Annotated in this window: 13 protein-coding genes and 3 pseudogenes; all 16 read left to right on the top strand. The window is 37.0% G+C overall.

What is annotated here, in order from left to right:
• Window positions 1-378 precede the first annotated feature (378 nt).
• Entirely contained in the window at window positions 379-1,155 is a 777-nt protein-coding gene (locus tag ACTQ5K_RS07050) for an isoprenyl transferase (RefSeq protein ID WP_031534544.1), read from the top strand.
• A 17-nt stretch (window positions 1,156-1,172) separates the two neighbouring features.
• The gene (locus tag ACTQ5K_RS07045; RefSeq protein WP_031534546.1) at window positions 1,173-1,955 is read left to right on the top strand and encodes a phosphatidate cytidylyltransferase; all 783 of its coding nucleotides are present in this window, start codon (window positions 1,173-1,175) and stop codon (window positions 1,953-1,955) included.
• Between the two features lie 38 nt (window positions 1,956-1,993).
• Window positions 1,994-3,136 carry a 1-deoxy-D-xylulose-5-phosphate reductoisomerase gene (gene dxr, locus ACTQ5K_RS07040; RefSeq protein WP_031534547.1) on the top strand — a complete coding sequence of 381 codons (1,143 nt, stop codon included), beginning with the start codon at window positions 1,994-1,996 and terminating at the stop codon, window positions 3,134-3,136.
• Window positions 3,137-3,151: 15 nt separating this feature from the next.
• Entirely contained in the window at window positions 3,152-4,417 is a 1,266-nt protein-coding gene (gene rseP, locus ACTQ5K_RS07035; protein WP_031534548.1) for an RIP metalloprotease RseP, read from the top strand.
• A gap of 120 nt (window positions 4,418-4,537) precedes the next feature.
• Window positions 4,538-6,244: pseudogene (locus tag ACTQ5K_RS07030) on the top strand (proline--tRNA ligase).
• A gap of 156 nt (window positions 6,245-6,400) precedes the next feature.
• Window positions 6,401-9,319: pseudogene (locus tag ACTQ5K_RS07025) on the top strand (PolC-type DNA polymerase III); the annotation flags it as partial.
• 737 nt (window positions 9,320-10,056) lie between these two features.
• Window positions 10,057-10,275, top strand: a complete 219-nt coding sequence (locus ACTQ5K_RS07020; protein ID WP_031534554.1) for a hypothetical protein — start codon at window positions 10,057-10,059, stop codon at window positions 10,273-10,275.
• A gap of 179 nt (window positions 10,276-10,454) precedes the next feature.
• Window positions 10,455-11,858, top strand: a pseudogene (locus ACTQ5K_RS07015) (PolC-type DNA polymerase III); the annotation flags it as partial.
• 276 nt (window positions 11,859-12,134) lie between these two features.
• Window positions 12,135-12,608, top strand: a complete 474-nt coding sequence (gene rimP / locus ACTQ5K_RS07010; protein WP_192840931.1) for a ribosome maturation factor RimP — start codon at window positions 12,135-12,137, stop codon at window positions 12,606-12,608.
• A 98-nt stretch (window positions 12,609-12,706) separates the two neighbouring features.
• Window positions 12,707-13,837 carry a transcription termination factor NusA gene (gene nusA / locus ACTQ5K_RS07005; protein ID WP_031534559.1) on the top strand — a complete coding sequence of 377 codons (1,131 nt, stop codon included), beginning with the start codon at window positions 12,707-12,709 and terminating at the stop codon, window positions 13,835-13,837.
• Between the two features lie 15 nt (window positions 13,838-13,852).
• Complete coding sequence (gene rnpM, locus ACTQ5K_RS07000) at window positions 13,853-14,137, top strand: RNase P modulator RnpM (protein ID WP_031534561.1); 285 nt, start codon at window positions 13,853-13,855, stop codon at window positions 14,135-14,137.
• Window positions 14,134-14,436: a YlxQ family RNA-binding protein gene (locus ACTQ5K_RS06995; protein ID WP_016201165.1), complete on the top strand. Its 303-nt coding sequence runs from the start codon at window positions 14,134-14,136 to the stop codon at window positions 14,434-14,436. Before rnpM ends, ACTQ5K_RS06995 begins: the two co-directional genes overlap by 4 nt.
• A gap of 19 nt (window positions 14,437-14,455) precedes the next feature.
• Window positions 14,456-16,627, top strand: a complete 2,172-nt coding sequence (gene infB, locus ACTQ5K_RS06990; protein ID WP_441993802.1) for a translation initiation factor IF-2 — start codon at window positions 14,456-14,458, stop codon at window positions 16,625-16,627.
• Window positions 16,624-16,905: a DUF503 domain-containing protein gene (locus ACTQ5K_RS06985; protein WP_441993801.1), complete on the top strand. Its 282-nt coding sequence runs from the start codon at window positions 16,624-16,626 to the stop codon at window positions 16,903-16,905. Before infB ends, ACTQ5K_RS06985 begins: the two co-directional genes overlap by 4 nt.
• Window positions 16,906-16,926: 21 nt before the next feature.
• Window positions 16,927-17,292: a 30S ribosome-binding factor RbfA gene (gene rbfA, locus ACTQ5K_RS06980; protein WP_031534565.1), complete on the top strand. Its 366-nt coding sequence runs from the start codon at window positions 16,927-16,929 to the stop codon at window positions 17,290-17,292.
• 317 nt (window positions 17,293-17,609) lie between these two features.
• Window positions 17,610-18,527 (top strand): tRNA pseudouridine(55) synthase TruB, encoded by a 918-nt coding sequence (gene truB, locus ACTQ5K_RS06975; RefSeq protein ID WP_031534567.1) that lies wholly within the window; start codon window positions 17,610-17,612, stop codon window positions 18,525-18,527.
• The last annotated feature ends 15 nt before the right edge of the window (window positions 18,528-18,542 follow it).

The raw sequence follows: 18,542 nt of genomic DNA, 5'->3' as shown, positions 1-18,542 counted from the left end.
GAATAGTGTTAAGTGATTACGTATAAATAAATCAATTTGAAAAGGATCAAAATTGTCCAAAATATTAATTTTTGTCCAAAAATAGCCAAAACTAGCTAGTTTTTTAATTCTTAGTTGCTTAAGCTGACTATTTTCCTATAATATAGAAAGGGAACTTATTGTGTTATCTTACTAGGGGATATGATAGGTTTATGGACACGAAGAATTTAATAGAAAAGTCGATCCTTGTATTATGCAATATCGTTATTATGATGATTATCTTAAAGCTAGTTGTTTAGTAGAGAATATAAACAGATACAGTTTAAATCATATACTGTATACATATAATCACTGTTAATAGTAAGATACGAAAGGGATCTATTTTGGAGGAGCTATTTTATGTTTAACAAAATAAGGTTATGGAAAAAGAAACCAATTTCTTCTAATTTCCAAGACCGCATATCTGCATTAAAAATGCGAAATATTCCAGAGCATGTTGCGATTATCATGGATGGTAATGGGCGATGGGCGAAAAAAAGAAAATTGCCGAGAATTGCTGGACATCATGAAGGAATGAAATGCGTTAAGCGGATTACAACCATCGCAAATGATCTTGGAATTAAAGTGTTAACTCTATATGCCTTTTCTACAGAAAATTGGAAAAGGCCAAAATCGGAAGTGGATTATATACTGTCCCTTCCAGAACAATTTCTTGGTACATTTTTGCCGGAATTAATAGAGAAAAATGTTCGTGTAACAGCGATTGGCTATACAGAGGGATTGCCTGAGTCTACACTTAATGCCTTAAATCGTGCTGTGGAACAAACAAAGCATAATACTGGTCTTCAATTAAACTTTGCCTTGAATTATGGTTCTCGAGCCGAAATCATAGACGCTGTTAAAGGTGTTGTAAAAGATAGTCAATCGGGGAAAATAGAGATAGACAACTTATCAGAAGAAATGTTTGCCTCTTATTTAATGACAGAAGAGATAATAGAGCCTGATTTATTAATTCGTACAAGTGGGGAAATAAGAATAAGTAATTTTATGCTATGGCAAATAGCTTATTCGGAACTTTATTTTACAGAAGTCTTATGGCCAGATTTTAGTGGCCAACATTTAATAGAAGCAATCGAAGAATTTCAAAACAGACAACGCCGTTTTGGCGGTGTCTGAAGAGAGTTGGTTTAGAGATGAAGCAAAGAATAATTACAGCAATTATTGCAATAGCCGTATTTTTGCCGTTCGTTTTAATCGGAAAGCTACCACTGGTACTTTTCACTTTTCTACTAGTCGGAATCGGCATATTTGAAATGTTTCGGATGAGAAAAATACCGTTTCTTTCTATTCCGGGAATTATTTCTTTAGTTACTGTATGGTTGATGGTACTACCTAACCATTATTTAAATATCACAAAAGTTGAAATAGGATTAATCGCTGTTTTATTGTATTTAACGTATATGGTTTTTTCTAAAAATAAATTTACATTTGATGATGTCGCATTTTCGATATTGGCTGTTATTTACATAGGAACTGGATTTCATTTCTTTATTGAAATTAGAGAAACACAATTAGCGTATCTTATTTATTCGTTATTTATTATTTGGGCAACAGACTCTGGGGCTTACTTTATAGGCAGAGCTATTGGAAAGCGAAAATTATGGCCAGAAATCAGTCCAAATAAAACAGTCGAAGGATTTGTTGGAGGGATTATCAGTGCTTTAGTGGTAGGGGTTCTATTTAGTGTGTTTGGCTACATAGAATGGTCTATAGGCTTTGCTTTTACTACCATTATCTTATCCATTTTTGGACAAATTGGGGATTTAACAGAATCAGCTTTAAAGCGCCATTATGATGTGAAGGATTCTGGTAGATTATTACCAGGACACGGTGGGATTCTGGATAGGTTTGATAGCCTTATCTTTGTCTGGCCACTGCTTTATTTTATCTTTGAACGATTTCTTGATTTAATTTAAAATAAAAGGTAGGAAATAATGGGTGTAGGAGTGAGGTAGTGAAGTATATTAGTTTGCTTGGGGCGACTGGATCGATTGGAACACAAACGTTGGATGTTATTAAAAATCATCCTGATATGTTTCAATTAGTTGCCTTTTCATCAGGAAGAAATTTAGAACTTACAAAAAAGATTATCGAAGAATTCAGACCATCACTTGTTTCCGTTTCAGAAAAAAGCGATTATGAGCAATTAAAACAAATTTTTCCGACCATTCATTTAAGCTATGGAATGGAAGGTCTAACGGAAGTAGCTGTCTTTGATAAAGCAGATATACTAGTTAATGCAGTAATTGGTAGTGTTGGGCTACATCCAACCTTACAAGCAATCGAAGCAAAAAAGGTTATAGCGATCGCAAATAAGGAGACATTAGTAACAGCAGGGCATATTGTGATGGAAGCTGCTGCAAAATATAATGTACCTATTTTACCAGTTGATAGTGAGCATTCGGCTATTTTTCAATGTTTACAAGGGGAAAATCAAAAGAATATTGAGCGCCTAATCATTACAGCCTCGGGTGGGAGCTTCCGAGATTTAAGCAGAACAGATTTAGAACAAGTGACAGTAGAAGATGCTTTGAATCATCCGAACTGGTCAATGGGTGCAAAAATTACGATAGATTCTGCAACAATGATGAATAAAGGATTGGAAGTAATTGAAGCACACTGGTTATTTGGGCTTCCGTATGAGAAAATAGATGTATTATTACATAAAGAAAGTATCATCCATTCGATGGTAGAATTTCATGATAGTAGTGTGATTGCTCAATTAGGGACACCAGATATGCGAATACCAATCCAATACGCCCTTTCCTATCCAGAGCGCCTTTCTGTTGCGAATGGGAAACGATTAGATTTGGCTACAATAGGAAAATTGCATTTTCAAGAAATGGATATGGAGAGATTTAAATGTCTTCATTTTGCTTATGAGGCAGGAAAAGCAGGCGGCACATTGCCAACCGTTTTAAATGCAGCAAATGAAGTGGCGGTTCAAAAGTTCTTAAATAACGAAATTAGCTTTCTGCAAATTGAAGACTTAATCGAAAAAGCACTAAATAGTCATCAGAATATACTAAACCCTAGTCTTGAAGTGATCCAAGAGGTTGACTTAGAAACAAGAAAAAGAGTAAGCACACTTCTATAAAAAGGTGGTTAAATTTTGTATACAGTTATAGCTTTTATCATCATTTTTGGTGCGTTAGTATTTTTTCACGAATTAGGGCATTTCGTTTTAGCTAAGCGTGCAGGTATTTTATGCCGTGAATTTGCAATTGGAATGGGACCTAAAGTTCTTTCCTTAAAAAAAGGAGAAACCGTATATACGATTCGTCTTCTACCAATTGGTGGCTATGTCCGTATGGCAGGGGAAGATCCAGAAATGGTCGATATTAAACCTGGCCATCGAATCGGTTTAATCCTAAATGAAAAGGAAGAAGTAACCAAAATCATTATTAATAATAAAGAGAAGTATCCAAATGCACGTGTTATTAATGTTGAGGATGCTGATTTAGAACATAAGCTCTTCATTAAAGGCTATGTTGAGGATGACTTGGAGGAAAAACTGCTTGTTTTTCCTATTAAAAAAGACGCGGTCTTCGTTGAGAATGGTGTTGAAACACAGATTGCGCCATATGACCGTCAGTTTGCAAGTAAGTCATTAGGACAACGAACGCTTGCTATTTTTGCAGGTCCTGCCATGAACTTTGTACTAGCTTTCCTTATTTTTATCGTTATCGCTCTATTACAAGGGATTCCTTCGAATGAAGCTAAGCTTGGTAAGCTAACAGATGATGGGGTAGCAATTAGTGCTGGGTTACACGAAGGTGATAATGTAATAAGTATTGATGGCCAGTCGGTTGGATCATGGAAAGAAGTTGTTTCTATCATTCAAAAGAGTCCAGGGGAAAATTTAGAATTTCTTATTGATCGTAATGGACAAGAAATGACGATTGATGTTACACCGAAGGAAACAGAAGTAGATGGGAAAACAATTGGGCTTGTTGGTGTATACAGCCCAATGGAAAAATCCCCATTAAAATCTATTCAATATGGAGCAACACAAACCTATACATGGACGAAAGATATTATTGGAGCAGTTGGAAAACTAGTAACAGGCCAATTTTCGATTGATGCATTAGGTGGTCCTGTAGCTATTTATCAATCAACAGATACTGTTGCTCAATCAGGCGTCTATTCCTTAATGAATTGGGCGGCTGTCTTAAGCATTAACTTAGGAATTATGAATCTACTTCCATTACCTGCATTGGATGGTGGACGCCTATTATTCTTTGCAATCGAAGCAGTTCGCGGTAAACCAATTGACCGACAAAAAGAAGGGTTGGTCCATTTTATTGGATTTGCTTTACTCATGCTGTTGATGATCGTTGTCACTTGGAATGATATCCAACGATTTTTTATACAGTAGGATACTTTTCATTCCCCTTTTATAAGGGGAATGTTGTTTTGTGGAGAAAAAATCAATCTAATCTATAGCTTTCTTCACAATAATAACAAACACATAAAAATATTAGAGGTGCAAACATAGATGAAGCAAAGTAAAATGTTAATACCAACATTAAGAGAAGTACCAGCAGATGCTGATATTAAAAGCCATCAGTTATTATTAAGAGCAGGATATATTAGACAAAATGCAAGTGGTATCTATTCCTATTTGCCACTAGCAAATAAAGTAATAAAGAAAATTGAACAAATTATTCGCGAAGAAATGGATGCTGCAGGAGGAGTAGAACTTTTGATGCCTGCCTTGCAACAAGCCGAATTATGGCAGGAATCAGGCAGATGGTTTACTTATGGACCAGAATTGATGCGTCTTAAAGACCGCAATAGTCGTGAATTTGCATTAGGTGCAACCCATGAAGAAGTCATCACAAGCTTAGTTCGTGACGAAGTAAAATCGTATAAACGTCTGCCGCTTACCCTTTATCAAATCCAAACGAAATTCAGAGATGAGAAAAGACCACGTTTTGGAATCTTGCGCGGCAGAGAGTTTATTATGAAGGATGCATACAGCTTCCATTCTTCCCATTAAAGCTTAGGGGAAGTTTATGATGCGATTTTCAAAGCATATTGCAATATTTTCGAGCGTTGCGGCTTAAATTATCGTGCAGTTATCGCAGACAGTGGTGCAATGGGCGGGAAGGATACCCATGAATTCATGGTATTATCTGATGTAGGAGAAGATACTATTGCGTATTCTACGGAATCTAATTATGCTGCAAATATTGAAATGGCTCCTGTTATTAATTCCTACGAAAAAATGAACGAGCCTGCAAAAGAACTAGAAAAAGTAGAAACGAAAGAGCAGAAATCAATTGAAGAAGTTTCTTCTTTCTTAAATGTAGCAGCAGAAAAATGCATTAAATCTCTTTTATTTAAAGTAGATGAAAAGTTTGTTCTAGTATTAGTTCGTGGAGACCATGAAGTAAATGATATAAAAGTGAAAAACTTATTAGAAGCAAATAGTGTAGAATTAGCAGATCATGCAGATACGGAAGCTGTTTTAGGAAGCAAGATTGGTTCATTAGGTCCAATTAATGTAAAAGATGTAGAAGTAATTGCCGATCATGCTGTGAAAGCAATTGTTAATGGTGTTTGTGGGGCAAATGAAGAGCATTTCCACTATGTGAATGTGAATCCTGAACGTGATTTTGCGGTTGATCAATATGCAGACATCCGTTTCATTCAAGAAGGGGACCTTTCACCAGACGGAAAAGGCACAATTACTTTTGCAAAAGGGATTGAAGTAGGACATGTCTTTAAGCTTGGTACTCGATATAGCGAAGCAATGGGTGCAACATATTTAGATGAAAATGGCAGAAGCCAGGCGCTTATTATGGGCTGCTATGGAATTGGTGTATCTAGAACGATGGCAGCAATTGTAGAGCAATTTAATGATGACAGAGGAATTGTATGGCCAAATACTATAGCTCCATTCGATGTTCATTTAATCACTGTCAATACAAAAGACGAAGCACAAAATGAATTAACAGATAAATTATATGCATCATTAAAAGTAAATCGTTTTGATGTATTAGTCGATGACCGCGCTGAGCGTGCTGGTGTGAAATTTGCTGACTCTGATTTAATTGGTTTACCAATTCGAATAACAGTTGGGAAAAAAGCATCTGAAGGAATCGTAGAAGTGAAAGTGAGAAGTACAGGAGAAATGCTAGAAGTTCATGAAAGCGAGCTTGCAGCTACCATTCTTCGCTTAACACAAGTAGAAGGATAATTGAAAAAAGATAAAAAGAAAAAGATTTAGCCAATTGCTAAATCTTTTTCTTTTTGTGTATTCGATTGTATGCTAAACTGCATTAAGTAAAAGAACAGATTTTCTGTGCTATAATTATTTTTATAGAATTTAGTAAGATTGGAAGGAGCGACATAAATGAGTGATATACAGGGGAAAGTAGATCGTTTCCAGATTTTGTTGCAGCAATTGCAATTCACAGACGATCAATATATTTCCCATTTTCGCAACGCCAGCATTGAAAAAATTGTTGTCGAAAAGCGATCCAAGAAATGGCATTTTCATTTTTTGTTTGACGATATCATTCCATTTCAAGTCTATCAATTATTTACTGCAAAGTTAAGAAGTAGCTTTTCTCATATTGCTACTATTACGTATGATATTCGAGTAAGAAATGGAATCGTCACAGATGTATTAATTCGTGACTATTGGTCTGCATGTATAGAGGAAATGCAAGGAATCTCTCCACCGCTTTTAAAATTATTAAATGAGCAAGTGCCTCAATTTAATGGAAATAAGCTAACCATTCAAGTGAGAAATGAAATGGAAGGTTTAGCGATTAAACGAAAATATGCTAACTTGATTACCGATGCCTATCAATATTTTGGTTTTCCTGCAATGAGTTTAGATACAGAAATTGTACAGGAAAAATCGAATTCAGAGTATGAACAATTTTTACTAGCGAAGCAAAAAGAGGACGAGGAAAGAGGAAAGCAAGCATTATTAGACATTCAGAAGATGGAAGCTGAAAAAGAAGCCGGCGATTCTCCAATACCTAGTGGTCCATTAACAATTGGATTAACGATTAAGGATGATAGTGACTATCGCCGTATGGAAGAGATAGTGGATGAAGAAAGACGTGTGACGGTCCAAGGCTATGTCTTTTTTGCTGAAACAAAAGAGCTTCGTAGTGGACGGACACTTCTAACCTTTAAAATTACAGATTACACAAGTTCTATTCTCGTAAAAATGTTCTCTCGTGATAAAGAAGATGCAGCACTTTTCCAATTAGTCAAAAAGGGTATGTGGCTCAGAGCACGTGGAAGTATTCAAAATGATACCTTCGTTCGTGATTTAGTGATGATTGGAAATGATTTAAATGAAATAAAGGCTGTTGAACGGAAAGATACAGCAAAAGAGGATGAAAAGAGAGTAGAATTGCATCTTCATACTCCAATGAGTCAAATGGATGCAGTTTCATCTGTTGCTACACTTGTTGGGCAAGCGAAAAAATGGGGGCACAAAGCGATAGCTATCACAGACCACGCTGTTGCGCAATCATTCCCAGAAGCGTTTGGAGCTGGAAAGAAAAACGATGTCAAAATTCTTTACGGAGTAGAGATGAATCTAGTGGACGATGGTGTACCGATTGCCTATAATCCAAAGGATATCGTGCTAGATGATGCCACGTATGTGGTATTTGACGTTGAGACAACAGGACTTTCAGCCGTATATAACACGATTATTGAGCTTGCAGCAGTGAAGATTCATAATGGGGAAATCATTGATCGATTTGAGTCATTTGCAAATCCGCATCATCGCCTTTCTGCGACAACGATAAATTTAACCGGTATTACTGATGATATGGTAGAAAGTGCACCTGAAATTGATATTGTCTTACGTAAGTTTGCAGAGTGGACAGGCGATAGTATTTTGGTTGCCCATAATGCTTCGTTTGACGTTGGGTTTTTAAATGTCGGTTACCAGAAAGCGGGATTGCCAAAATCGACAAATGCGGTCATTGATACATTGGAATTAGGTAGATTCTTATATCCGGAAATGAAAAATCACCGGTTGAATACATTAGCGAAGAAATTTGATATTGAATTAACCCAGCATCACCGCGCGATATATGATGCAGAGGCGACGGGGTATCTTGCGTTGAAAATGCTGAAGGATGCTTCTGAAAAGGGAATTCTTAATCATAATCAATTAAATGATAATATGGGGCAGGGAAATGCATACCAAAGAGCTCGTCCTTATCACTGTACCGTCCTTGCACAAACCGAGGTTGGCTTAAAAAATCTATTTAAGCTCGTATCAATTGCCCATATTAATTACTTCTATCGTGTTCCCCGTATTCCGAGATCTGTGTTGGAAAAATATAGAGAAGGTTTGCTAGTAGGCTCAGCCTGCGATAAAGGGGAAGTCTTTGAAGCGATGATGCAAAAGGCTCCTGAAGAAGTAGAAGATATTGCCCCATTTTATGATTATTTAGAGGTAATGCCAAAAGAGGTTTATGCTCATTTAATCGAAATGGAGCTAGTGCAAGATGAAAAAGCATTAGAAGAAATAATCGGTAATATCGTAAAGCTAGGCGATAAATTAGACATACCTGTTGTCGCAACGGGAAATGTTCATTATCAAAATCCAAATGATAAGATTTATCGAGAAATTTTGGTTGGATCACAAGGTGGAGCGAATCCACTGAATCGCCATAAGCTTCCAGATGTACATTTTAGAACAACGAATGAAATGTTAGACTGTTTCACCTTCCTCGGCAAAGAAAAGGCAAAGGAAATAGTCGTCACAAATACAAATAAAATCGCTGATATGATTGATGTCATTAAACCAATCAAGGATGATCTTTATACACCAAAAATTGAAGGCTCTGAAGAAGAAATGCGGGAAATGAGCTATGGAATGGCAAGACGGATTTATGGGGATGAACTTCCTGAAATCGTAGAAGCCCGTTTGGAAAAAGAACTGAAGAGTATTATTGGTCATGGATTTGCCGTTATTTATTTGATTTCTCATAAACTCGTGAAAAAATCATTAGATGATGGATATTTAGTAGGTTCCCGTGGATCTGTTGGTTCTTCTTTTGTCGCCACGATGACAGAAATAACCGAGGTAAACCCACTTCCTCCTCATTATATTTGCGCAGAATGTAAATATTCGGAGTTCTTTAATGATGGTTCTGTTGGTTCTGGATTTGACTTGCCGGATAAAAATTGTCCTAACTGTGGGGCGCGGTTGAAGAAAGATGGTCATGATATTCCGTTTGAAACGTTCCTTGGATTTAAAGGGGATAAGGTACCTGATATTGATTTGAGTGCGCCACGTTATCAATTGAAAAGATTGGTCACTAGCTTTTGCTAGGAGAACTGTTAACTCAAAGTGTGGAATGATAGGGTAACGCCTTGAAACACACTCACTGAATCTGCGGCAAGCGAAGGAAATAATGTAAATAGTTAAACTCGTTTGAAGCCCGCTAAAGTCGGCTGAAGTTTACCCTAACACATAATGGTGAGGCAAGACCCTAATAGAGTTGTAAACGATAGGCCGGGTGTCTACAAAACTTCTATGGTTAGTATGGATAGAGTTATCTGGACGAATCCTCGACTGACTCTTCGTGAATGTCACTAAGTAGAAATGCTTAGGGGTCCTAATAGGACTTTCTAGTGTGGATGAGTAAACGTTAGGTTATGAAAATCCATATAGCTTTATAGGAGCTATCAAGCTAGACGGAGTTTAGAGGAAACCTACGGAAGTATGTATAGATAGAGTTAACGGAACGTGGGAAGCTTCGGAGACTTGAGGTGATTACACACCGATTGAAAGTCGTTCTTCAAAAAGCTCAGCTTGAGTATAATGAAGATTTGTCGAAGTGGCAGTAAAGCCGTAGTACCGATTGTAGGAACTGCTGATGACGACCAAATATACTGAATAGGTCCGAGGGAAAAACAGTTCTGAGGGAAGGGCTTGAGTAGTCTTTTACGATACAAATCCTACACAAGTCAGTATTCTTGTATGACTAAATAGAAACGAAAGCCTTTCTTGGAGGTGATTAGTTGGCTGACTTAATGGTTCAAAAGCTAAGAAATAACGAATATTTCAATGTTCAAGACACATTTGACCATTTGTATGCTGAAAGTAAAAATGGAAGGTATTTTAATAAGCTGTACGATTTAATCATCTCAGAAGAAAATATTCTTCTCGCTTTCCAAAACTTGAAAAGGAACACTGGAAACAGAACAACTGGTCAAACTATTATCATGTCAATACACTAGACGCCAAAGCATTAAAGAAACTCAATGCACTACGCAAGGTAGTAGGATTCCGAGCGGTAGTGATCTAATTATCGTAAATATAAAGACGATAGAGCGCCGTATGACACCGAAAGGGTCACGTACGGTGTGGGGCAGGGGAAAAGCTAGAGATGACATCAAAGGCTTACCTATTGCCATATTTTTCCGGTGAATATCAGCCAATCGCCCATAACTATACAAAAGTACTGTTTGGTGATGAGTATGTATACCGTGCAGGAACAATAGGTACTGTAGCTGATAAAACAGCATATGGTTATGTTAAGGCATATCAAAACGATAATAATTTGCAAATTCGCGGTGCGGAAATTGACCGATTAGCATCTGGCTGTACGGGTGTTAAGCGAACAACTGGACAGCATCCAGGGGGAATCATTGTTATTCCGGATTATATGGATGTTTATGACTTTACGCCGATTCAATTTCCAGCAGATGATCGAAATTCCGAATGGAAAACAACCCATTTTGATTTCCATTCTATCCATGATAATGTACTGAAGCTTGATATTCTAGGACATGATGATCCGACTGTTATCAGAATGCTTCAAGATTTAAGTGGGATTGACCCTAAGACAATTCCGACAGATGATCCAGAAGTAATGAAAATATTCAGTGGTACGGAGTCACTTGGGGTAACCCCAGAACAAATTTATTGTAAAACAGGTACATTTGGTATCCCTGAGTTTGGAACAAAATTTGTTCGACAAATGCTAGAAGATACAAAGCCGACAACGTTTTCTGAGTTAGTACAGATATCTGGTCTATCTCACGGTACAGATGTTTGGCTAGGCAATGCCCAAGAACTTATTCATAATAATATTTGTAACTTAAGTGAAGTAATAGGATGTCGTGATGACATTATGGTTTATCTAATCTATCAAGGACTGGATCCAAGTTTCGCTTTCAAAATCATGGAAAGTGTGCGTAAAGGGAAAGGTCTATCAGATGAGATGGAAGAAGAAATGAGAAAGAACGAAGTACCAGAATGGTATATTGATTCTTGCAAAAAGATAAAATATATGTTCCCGAAGGCGCATGCCGCTGCTTACGTATTAATGGCAGTAAGGATTGCTTATTTCAAAGTGCATCATGCATTGCTTTATTACGCTGCATATTTCACTGTTCGTGCCGATGATTTTGATGTTGATGCAATGGTGAAAGGCTCCCATAGTATTAAAGCAGTAATAGATGATATAAGTGCAAAAGGGTTAGACGCATCAACGAAAGAGAAGAACTTATTAACTGTAATGGAGCTAGCCTTTGAAATGGTAGAAAGGGGCTATTCCTTTAAAAAGGTTGATTTATATAAATCTAGTGCTACTGAATTTATTATTGAAGGTAATTCTCTTATTCCACCATTCAATAGTATCCCAGGATTGGGAACAAATGCTGCAATAAATATTGTGGAAGCTAGAAAAAATGGGGAGTTTTTATCAAAAGAGGATTTACAGCAACGGGGAAAAGTTTCTAAAACCATTATGCAATATCTTGACAATCACGGTTGCTTGGCAGATATGCCAGACCAAAATCAGCTTTCCTTATTCTAATAGATTTTTTAGAAGTCGGAAGAAACGTTGTAATAACGGACTTTCATTTGCATAAATGAAGCGGTTATGGTATAGTTTAATTGGAAATACTAAGGATAACTTTCGCGAATGGAGAGTGGGGCAACCCACTCTTTCCTGTTTGTATTAGGGTTTTTTCCTAAAATCAGAAGTGAATGGTATCACACTAATTTGAGAATTGAGCAACAAGTGTACATATTTTAGTTTACTAAGTTGACTCTAAAAACATAATAAGGTTCCTTGCTTAAGGAGGGAAAAATTTTGAGCAAAGTAACACAAATAGTGGAAGAAATGGCACATCCCATTTTAGATGAACTACATTTAGAATTAGTAGATGTTGAATATGTAAAAGAGGGACCAAACTGGTTTTTACGTGTTTACATTGACAAAGAAACTGGCGTGGATATTGATGAATGTGCAGTTGTTAGTGAAAAACTAAGTGAAAAGCTAGATGAAGTCGATCCGATTTCAGAGAACTACTTTTTAGAGGTTTCTTCCCCTGGAGCAGAACGACCATTAAAAAAAGACAAAGATTTCGAAAAGGCAATCGGGAAAAATGTTTATATTAAAACATATGAACCAATTGAAAACGAAAAAACCTTTGAAGGAATCTTAACAGCTTTTGATGGAAAAATGGTGACAGTCGAAGTCAAAATAAAGACAAGAAAGAAAACGATTGAGATCCCATACGAAAAAGTTGCTAAAGCAAGGCTTGCAGTTACTTTTTCATAATTTATAAAGGACCTTAATTAAGAAGCTTTAAGAAAAAGCTTCGCTAACTTACGGTCATTTCATTATTGATAATAGAGAATAAAGGGGGATACACGCTCATGAGCAGTGAATTAGTTGATGCTCTAGTGTTACTTGAAAAAGAAAAAGGAATATCACGAGAAGTGATCATGGATGCAATGGAAGCGGCATTGATCTCTGCTTATCGCCGCAATTTTAACCAGGCACAAAATGTGCGAATTGATTTGAATTTAGGTGCAGGTTCTATGCGTGTATTTGCTAGAAAAGAAGTAGTAGATGAGGTATTTGATCCACGTCTGGAAATTTCTTTGGAAGATGCACAAAAAATTAATCCGAACTATGAAGTAGAAGATATTGTGGAATTAGAAGTTACACCAAAAGATTTTGGTCGTATTGCAGCGCAAACTGCAAAACAAGTAGTTACACAAAGAGTTCGTGAGGCAGAAAGAGGAATTATCTATTCCGAATTTATCGATCGCGAAGAAGACATCATGACAGGGATTGTTCAACGTCAAGATAGTAAATTTATTTATGTAAGCTTAGGAAAAATTGAAGCAATCTTGCCTACAAATGAACAAATGCCAAATGAACATTATAAACCACATGATAGAATCAAAGTATTCTTAACAAAAGTGGAAAAGACAACAAAAGGTCCACAAATCTTTGTTTCTAGAACACATCCAGGTTTACTAAAAAGATTATTTGAGATGGAAGTGCCAGAAATTTATGATGGCACAGTAGAAATCAAATCGGTTGCTCGTGAAGCTGGTGATCGTTCCAAAATTTCCGTTCATTCAGAAAATGAAGAAGTAGATCCAGTAGGTTCATGTGTAGGTCCTAAAGGAACTCGTGTGCAGACGATTGTAAATGAGTTAAAAGGGGAAAAGATTGATATTGTTAAGTGGTCTAGTGACCCAACAGTATTTGTCGCAAATGCATTAAGCCCTTCAAAAGTATTAGAAGTAATTGTGAATGAAGAAGACAAAGCAACTACTGTGATTGTTCCAGATTATCAATTGTCATTGGCAATTGGTAAGAGAGGCCAAAATGCACGCTTAGCAGCGAAGCTTACTGGCTGGAAAATTGATATCAAATCTGAATCGGAAGCAAGAGAAGTTGGAATTTATCCAACAGAAAATTCATTAATTAAATTTGATGATGAAGTAGAAGAAGAGGATGATTTTCGTTTAAGCACGGAAGATTTCGAGTGATAGAGGTGAATGTGTGTGAACAAACCAAGAAAAGTACCAATGCGTAAATGTGTTGCTACCGGTGAAATGAGGCCGAAAAAAGAATTAGTTCGCATCGTTCGTTCCAAAGAAGGGGATGTATCCGTCGATTTAACAGGGAAAAAATCCGGTCGTGGAGCATATCTTTCATTGGATAGAGAAGCAGTACTATTAGCCAAGAAGAAGAATATTCTTTCTAATCAGCTAGAAGTTACAGTAGATGATTCTGTCTATGAGGAGCTGTTAGAACTAATAGATAAGGAGCAAAGACAATCCAAATGAACGATAACAAGTGGATGTCATTACTTGGCTTAGCAAATCGAGCACGGAAAATAACCTCAGGTGAGGAATTGACCGTAAAAGAAATTAGAAGCGGTAATGCAAAGCTAATATTATTGTCGGAAGATGCGTCACAAAACACGACAAAGAAAATCACGGATAAGTGCCGTTCCTATAAAGTACCAGTGAAGCTTGTTTCAAATAGGGAAATCCTCGGGAAAGCAATAGGGAAAGAGCAAAGAGTGGTTGTCGCTGTTTTGGATAATGGATTTGCAAAAAAACTTTTAACGCTGCTCGATTAATTCTAGCGGGGGTGAAATGATGAGTAAAGTGCGAGTATACGAATACGCAAAACAATATAACATTTCAAGCAAGGATGTTATTGCTAAATTAAAAGAGATGAACGTAGAAGTCTCAAACCATATGACAACATTGGAAGAGGAAGCAATAAAAAAACTAGATCGTGTATATAATAAAAAGAACGAAGAAAATAAGCCAAAAACACCGGCTCAAAAAGCGGTTGCTAAAAATATCGCAGACGAGTATGAAAAAGAAAGCGATGAAATGGCTGAAAAGGGGAAAGTAAATCAATCTGTGAAAAATACTAAAGATAATAAACCAGGGTTTAATAAACCAAAAAACAATAACAACAATAATAACAAAAATAGAAATAACAATCGCAAAGGGAAGCAAAATGCTGCTCCAGTTGCTCCACCTGCTCCGAAAAAAGAAAAAGAATTACCAGAGAAAATTACATTCAGTGAGTCTTTAACTGTTGCTGAATTAGCAAAAAAATTACATCGTGAACCATCTGAAATCATCAAAAAATTATTCCTACTTGGTGTAATGGCAACGATCAACCAAGAATTAGATAAAGATGCGATCGAGTTAATCTGTACAGATTACGGGGTAGAAGTTGAAGAAGAAATTAAAATAGATACAACGGACCTAGAAGTATACTTTGCAGATGATGAAAATGCAGAATTAATAGAGCGCCCATCTGTTGTTACAATCATGGGACACGTTGACCACGGGAAAACAACATTACTTGACAGTATCCGTAATACAAAGGTAACAGCAGGAGAAGCTGGTGGTATTACCCAGCATATCGGTGCATACCAAATTGAGGAAAATGGCAAGAAAATTACGTTTCTTGATACACCAGGACACGCAGCCTTTACTACAATGCGTGCACGTGGTGCGAAAATTACAGATATCACCATTCTTGTTGTAGCTGCTGACGATGGTGTTATGCCACAGACAATCGAAGCAATCAACCATGCGAAGGCTGCTGAGGTTCCTATTATTGTGGCAGTCAATAAAATGGATAAACCAACTGCAAATCCTGATCGAGTAATGCAGGAATTAACAGAACATGGATTAGTACCAGAAGCTTGGGGTGGGGAAACTATCTTTGTTCCACTTTCCGCATTAACTGGTGAAGGTATTGATTCTTTACTGGAAATGATTTTATTAGTAAGTGAAGTAGAAGAATATAAAGCTAATTCAAATCGTAATGCAGTTGGAACTGTTATTGAAGCAGAGCTAGATAAAGGGAAAGGTTCTGTCGCAACTTTACTAGTTCAAAATGGTACATTGCGCGTAGGAGATCCAATTGTAGTTGGAAATACATTTGGTCGCGTTCGTGCAATGGTTAACGATTTAGGTAGACGTGTGAAATCAGCAGGACCATCAACACCTGTTGAAATTACTGGTTTAAACGAGGTTCCACAAGCTGGTGATCGATTTGTTGTCTTCAATGATGAGAAAACAGCAAGACAAGTCGGAGAAGCTCGTTCTACACAAGCAATTCAAGCTCAAAGATCAGAAAAAACAAGAATCAGTCTTGATAATCTGTTTGAACATATGAAACAAGGGGAAATGAAAGATATTAATATCGTTCTTAAAGCCGATGTTCAAGGTTCAGCAGAAGCATTAGCTGCCGCTCTTTATAAAATTGAAGTAGAAGGCGTAAATGTTAAAATTATTCATACTGGTGTAGGTGCCATTAATGAATCAGATATTACACTTGCAGCTGCATCTAATGCAATTGTTATCGGATTTAACGTTCGACCTGATGTTAATGCGAAAAGAGCTGCAGATGCTGAAGAAGTAGATGTACGTTTACACCGTATTATCTATAAAGTAATTGAAGAAATCGAAGCGGCAATGAAAGGGATGCTTGACCCTGAATTCCAAGAAAAAATTATTGGTCAGGCTGAAATTCGTCAAACTTTCAAGGTTTCTAAAATCGGTACGATTGCAGGTTCCTATGTAACAGACGGAAAAATTACAAGAGATAGCGGCATTCGCTTAATCCGTGACGGTGTTGTAATTTTTGAAGGCGAAATCGATGCATTAAAACGTTTTAAGGACGATGCAAAAGAAGTAGCTCAGGGTTACGAGTGTGGGATTACAATCAAAAACTTTAACGATGTTAAAGAAGGCGATATTATCGAAGCATATGTTATGGAAGAAATTGAGCGTAAATGATAATTGGTTTAATGACAGTGGAATGCATTATTTATGATGCCCACTCATTAAAAGAAAAGCGGGCGGTCCTACAAAGGATTATGACCCGCTTAAAGCAAAAATACAATATCTCTATTTCAGAGATAGACTTTCAAGATACTTGGCAAAGAACAAAGATTGCTATCGTTACAGTTGCTTCTGCACGTGTCTCCGTTGAAGGTGTGTTGCAGCAAGCACAGCAGTTTATCGATTCTTTCCCAGAAATAGAGAGAACGGTAACAGATATAGAATGGCTTTAATAAAATGAGGTGAATTGCGCGATGAGTCTAAGACCAAATCGTGTTGGTGAACAAATGAAGAAGGAATTGGGCGAGATTATTACTCGTAAGATAAAAGATCCTCGCATCGGCTTTGTAACCGTTACAGATGTTAACGTTACAGGTGACCTTCAACAAGCAACTGTGTATATTTCCGTACTTGGCGATGAGGAACAACGTGAAAATACACTAAAAGGATTAGCAAAAGCGAAAGGTTTTATCCGTTCAGAGATTGGACAACGCATTCGTTTACGCAAAACTCCTGAGATTACTTTTGAATTTGATGAGTCGATAGATTACGGAAATAGAATTGATACATTATTGCATCAAATCGCAAAAGAAAATCCGTCTAGCAACGACGAAAGATAAGATGTAAAAATAAGTATGCTCCTATCGGACTTTTTCCATGATGGTTATGGATATGGACGATAGGAGTTTTTTTATAGAGGCTTAAATAAAGTTAACTTTCGAACAAAGCGCGTTGATTTCCGTTACAGGAACTTGCTTTCCGCGGGGAGGGATGAGAGCCTCCTCGGCTTTGCCTGCGGGTCTCTTATTTCCCTCATCTCCCGCAGGAGTCAAGTTCCCTCAATCAACTCAGAATTTTAAATGACATTACAAGTAAAGAGCAAGATCTATTTTCGCATTAATTATTTAAATTTATAAATGAATAAAGGATGAGGTATATGGAAGGGATTTTACCGTTATGGAAGCCGAAGGGGCTTACTTCGCATGATTGTGTTTTTCGTTTGCGAAAGATATTACATATGAAGAGGATTGGTCATACTGGCACACTCGATCCAGATGTAACAGGGGTATTGCCGATTTGTTTAGGAAGAGCGACGAAAGTAGCGGAATATATAACAGATGCTGGCAAAGAATACGTAGGAGAAGTAACGATAGGCTACTCTACTACTACAGAAGACCGTTCTGGAGAAAAGGTAGAGGAAAAGGAAGTAACAGAAACGATTACGAGAGAAAGAATCGAGGCAATATTACAAGAATTAACAGGGACAATTACGCAAACACCGCCAATGTATTCTGCCGTAAAAGTAAATGGAAAAAGGCTTTATGAATATGCAAGACAAGGATTAGTGATTGAACGACCTTCAAGACAAGTGACTATTTATTCTTTAGAATTAATAGAAGAATGGAAAGAATTAAAGGGTGATATCGTATCCTTTCGATTTAAAGTAAGCTGCAGTAAAGGAACATATATCAGAACGCTCGCTGTGATGATTGGAGAAAAATTAGGGTATCCTGCCCATATGTCAGACTTAAGTCGAACACGTTCTGCAACATTTACGGAAAAAGAATGTGTGACCTTTGAAGAGCTTGAAGAATATGTAGAAAAAGGGATTGTTGATAAGCTTATTTATCCGATTGAAGACGCGCTTTTACATTTGCCGAAATATGAAATAAATGATACATTAGCAATGAAGGTACGAAACGGAACGGTATTAGAAACTCCTGCTCATTTAGTAGAAGAACAGGAGCCAATTGTCATTCAAACAACAACAGGTGAAGCGTTAGCTATCTATGTTCAGCATCCAACAAAAAATGGTTTAATAAAACCGTCAAAAATATTGAAAATTTTGGAATAGTGAATAATGCGTCGT

The organism is Niallia sp. Sow4_A1 (genome assembly GCF_052116745.1).
In the GTDB taxonomy this organism is placed as follows: domain Bacteria; phylum Bacillota; class Bacilli; order Bacillales; family Cytobacillaceae; genus Niallia; species Niallia hominis.
Note: the sequence above shows the minus strand (reverse complement) of the source record. Positions and strands in the feature narration are given on the sequence as shown.

Coding starts and splice junctions, on each gene's coding strand:
- ACTQ5K_RS06995 (WP_016201165.1), top strand. CDS start 14,134: ATGAACGATAACAAGTGGATGTCATTACTTGGCTTAGCAAATCGAGCA.
- nusA (WP_031534559.1), top strand. CDS start 12,707: ATGAGCAGTGAATTAGTTGATGCTCTAGTGTTACTTGAAAAAGAAAAA.
- infB (WP_441993802.1), top strand. CDS start 14,456: ATGAGTAAAGTGCGAGTATACGAATACGCAAAACAATATAACATTTCA.
- ACTQ5K_RS07045 (WP_031534546.1), top strand. CDS start 1,173: ATGAAGCAAAGAATAATTACAGCAATTATTGCAATAGCCGTATTTTTG.
- ACTQ5K_RS07050 (WP_031534544.1), top strand. CDS start 379: ATGTTTAACAAAATAAGGTTATGGAAAAAGAAACCAATTTCTTCTAAT.
- ACTQ5K_RS06985 (WP_441993801.1), top strand. CDS start 16,624: ATGATAATTGGTTTAATGACAGTGGAATGCATTATTTATGATGCCCAC.
- truB (WP_031534567.1), top strand. CDS start 17,610: ATGGAAGGGATTTTACCGTTATGGAAGCCGAAGGGGCTTACTTCGCAT.
- rbfA (WP_031534565.1), top strand. CDS start 16,927: ATGAGTCTAAGACCAAATCGTGTTGGTGAACAAATGAAGAAGGAATTG.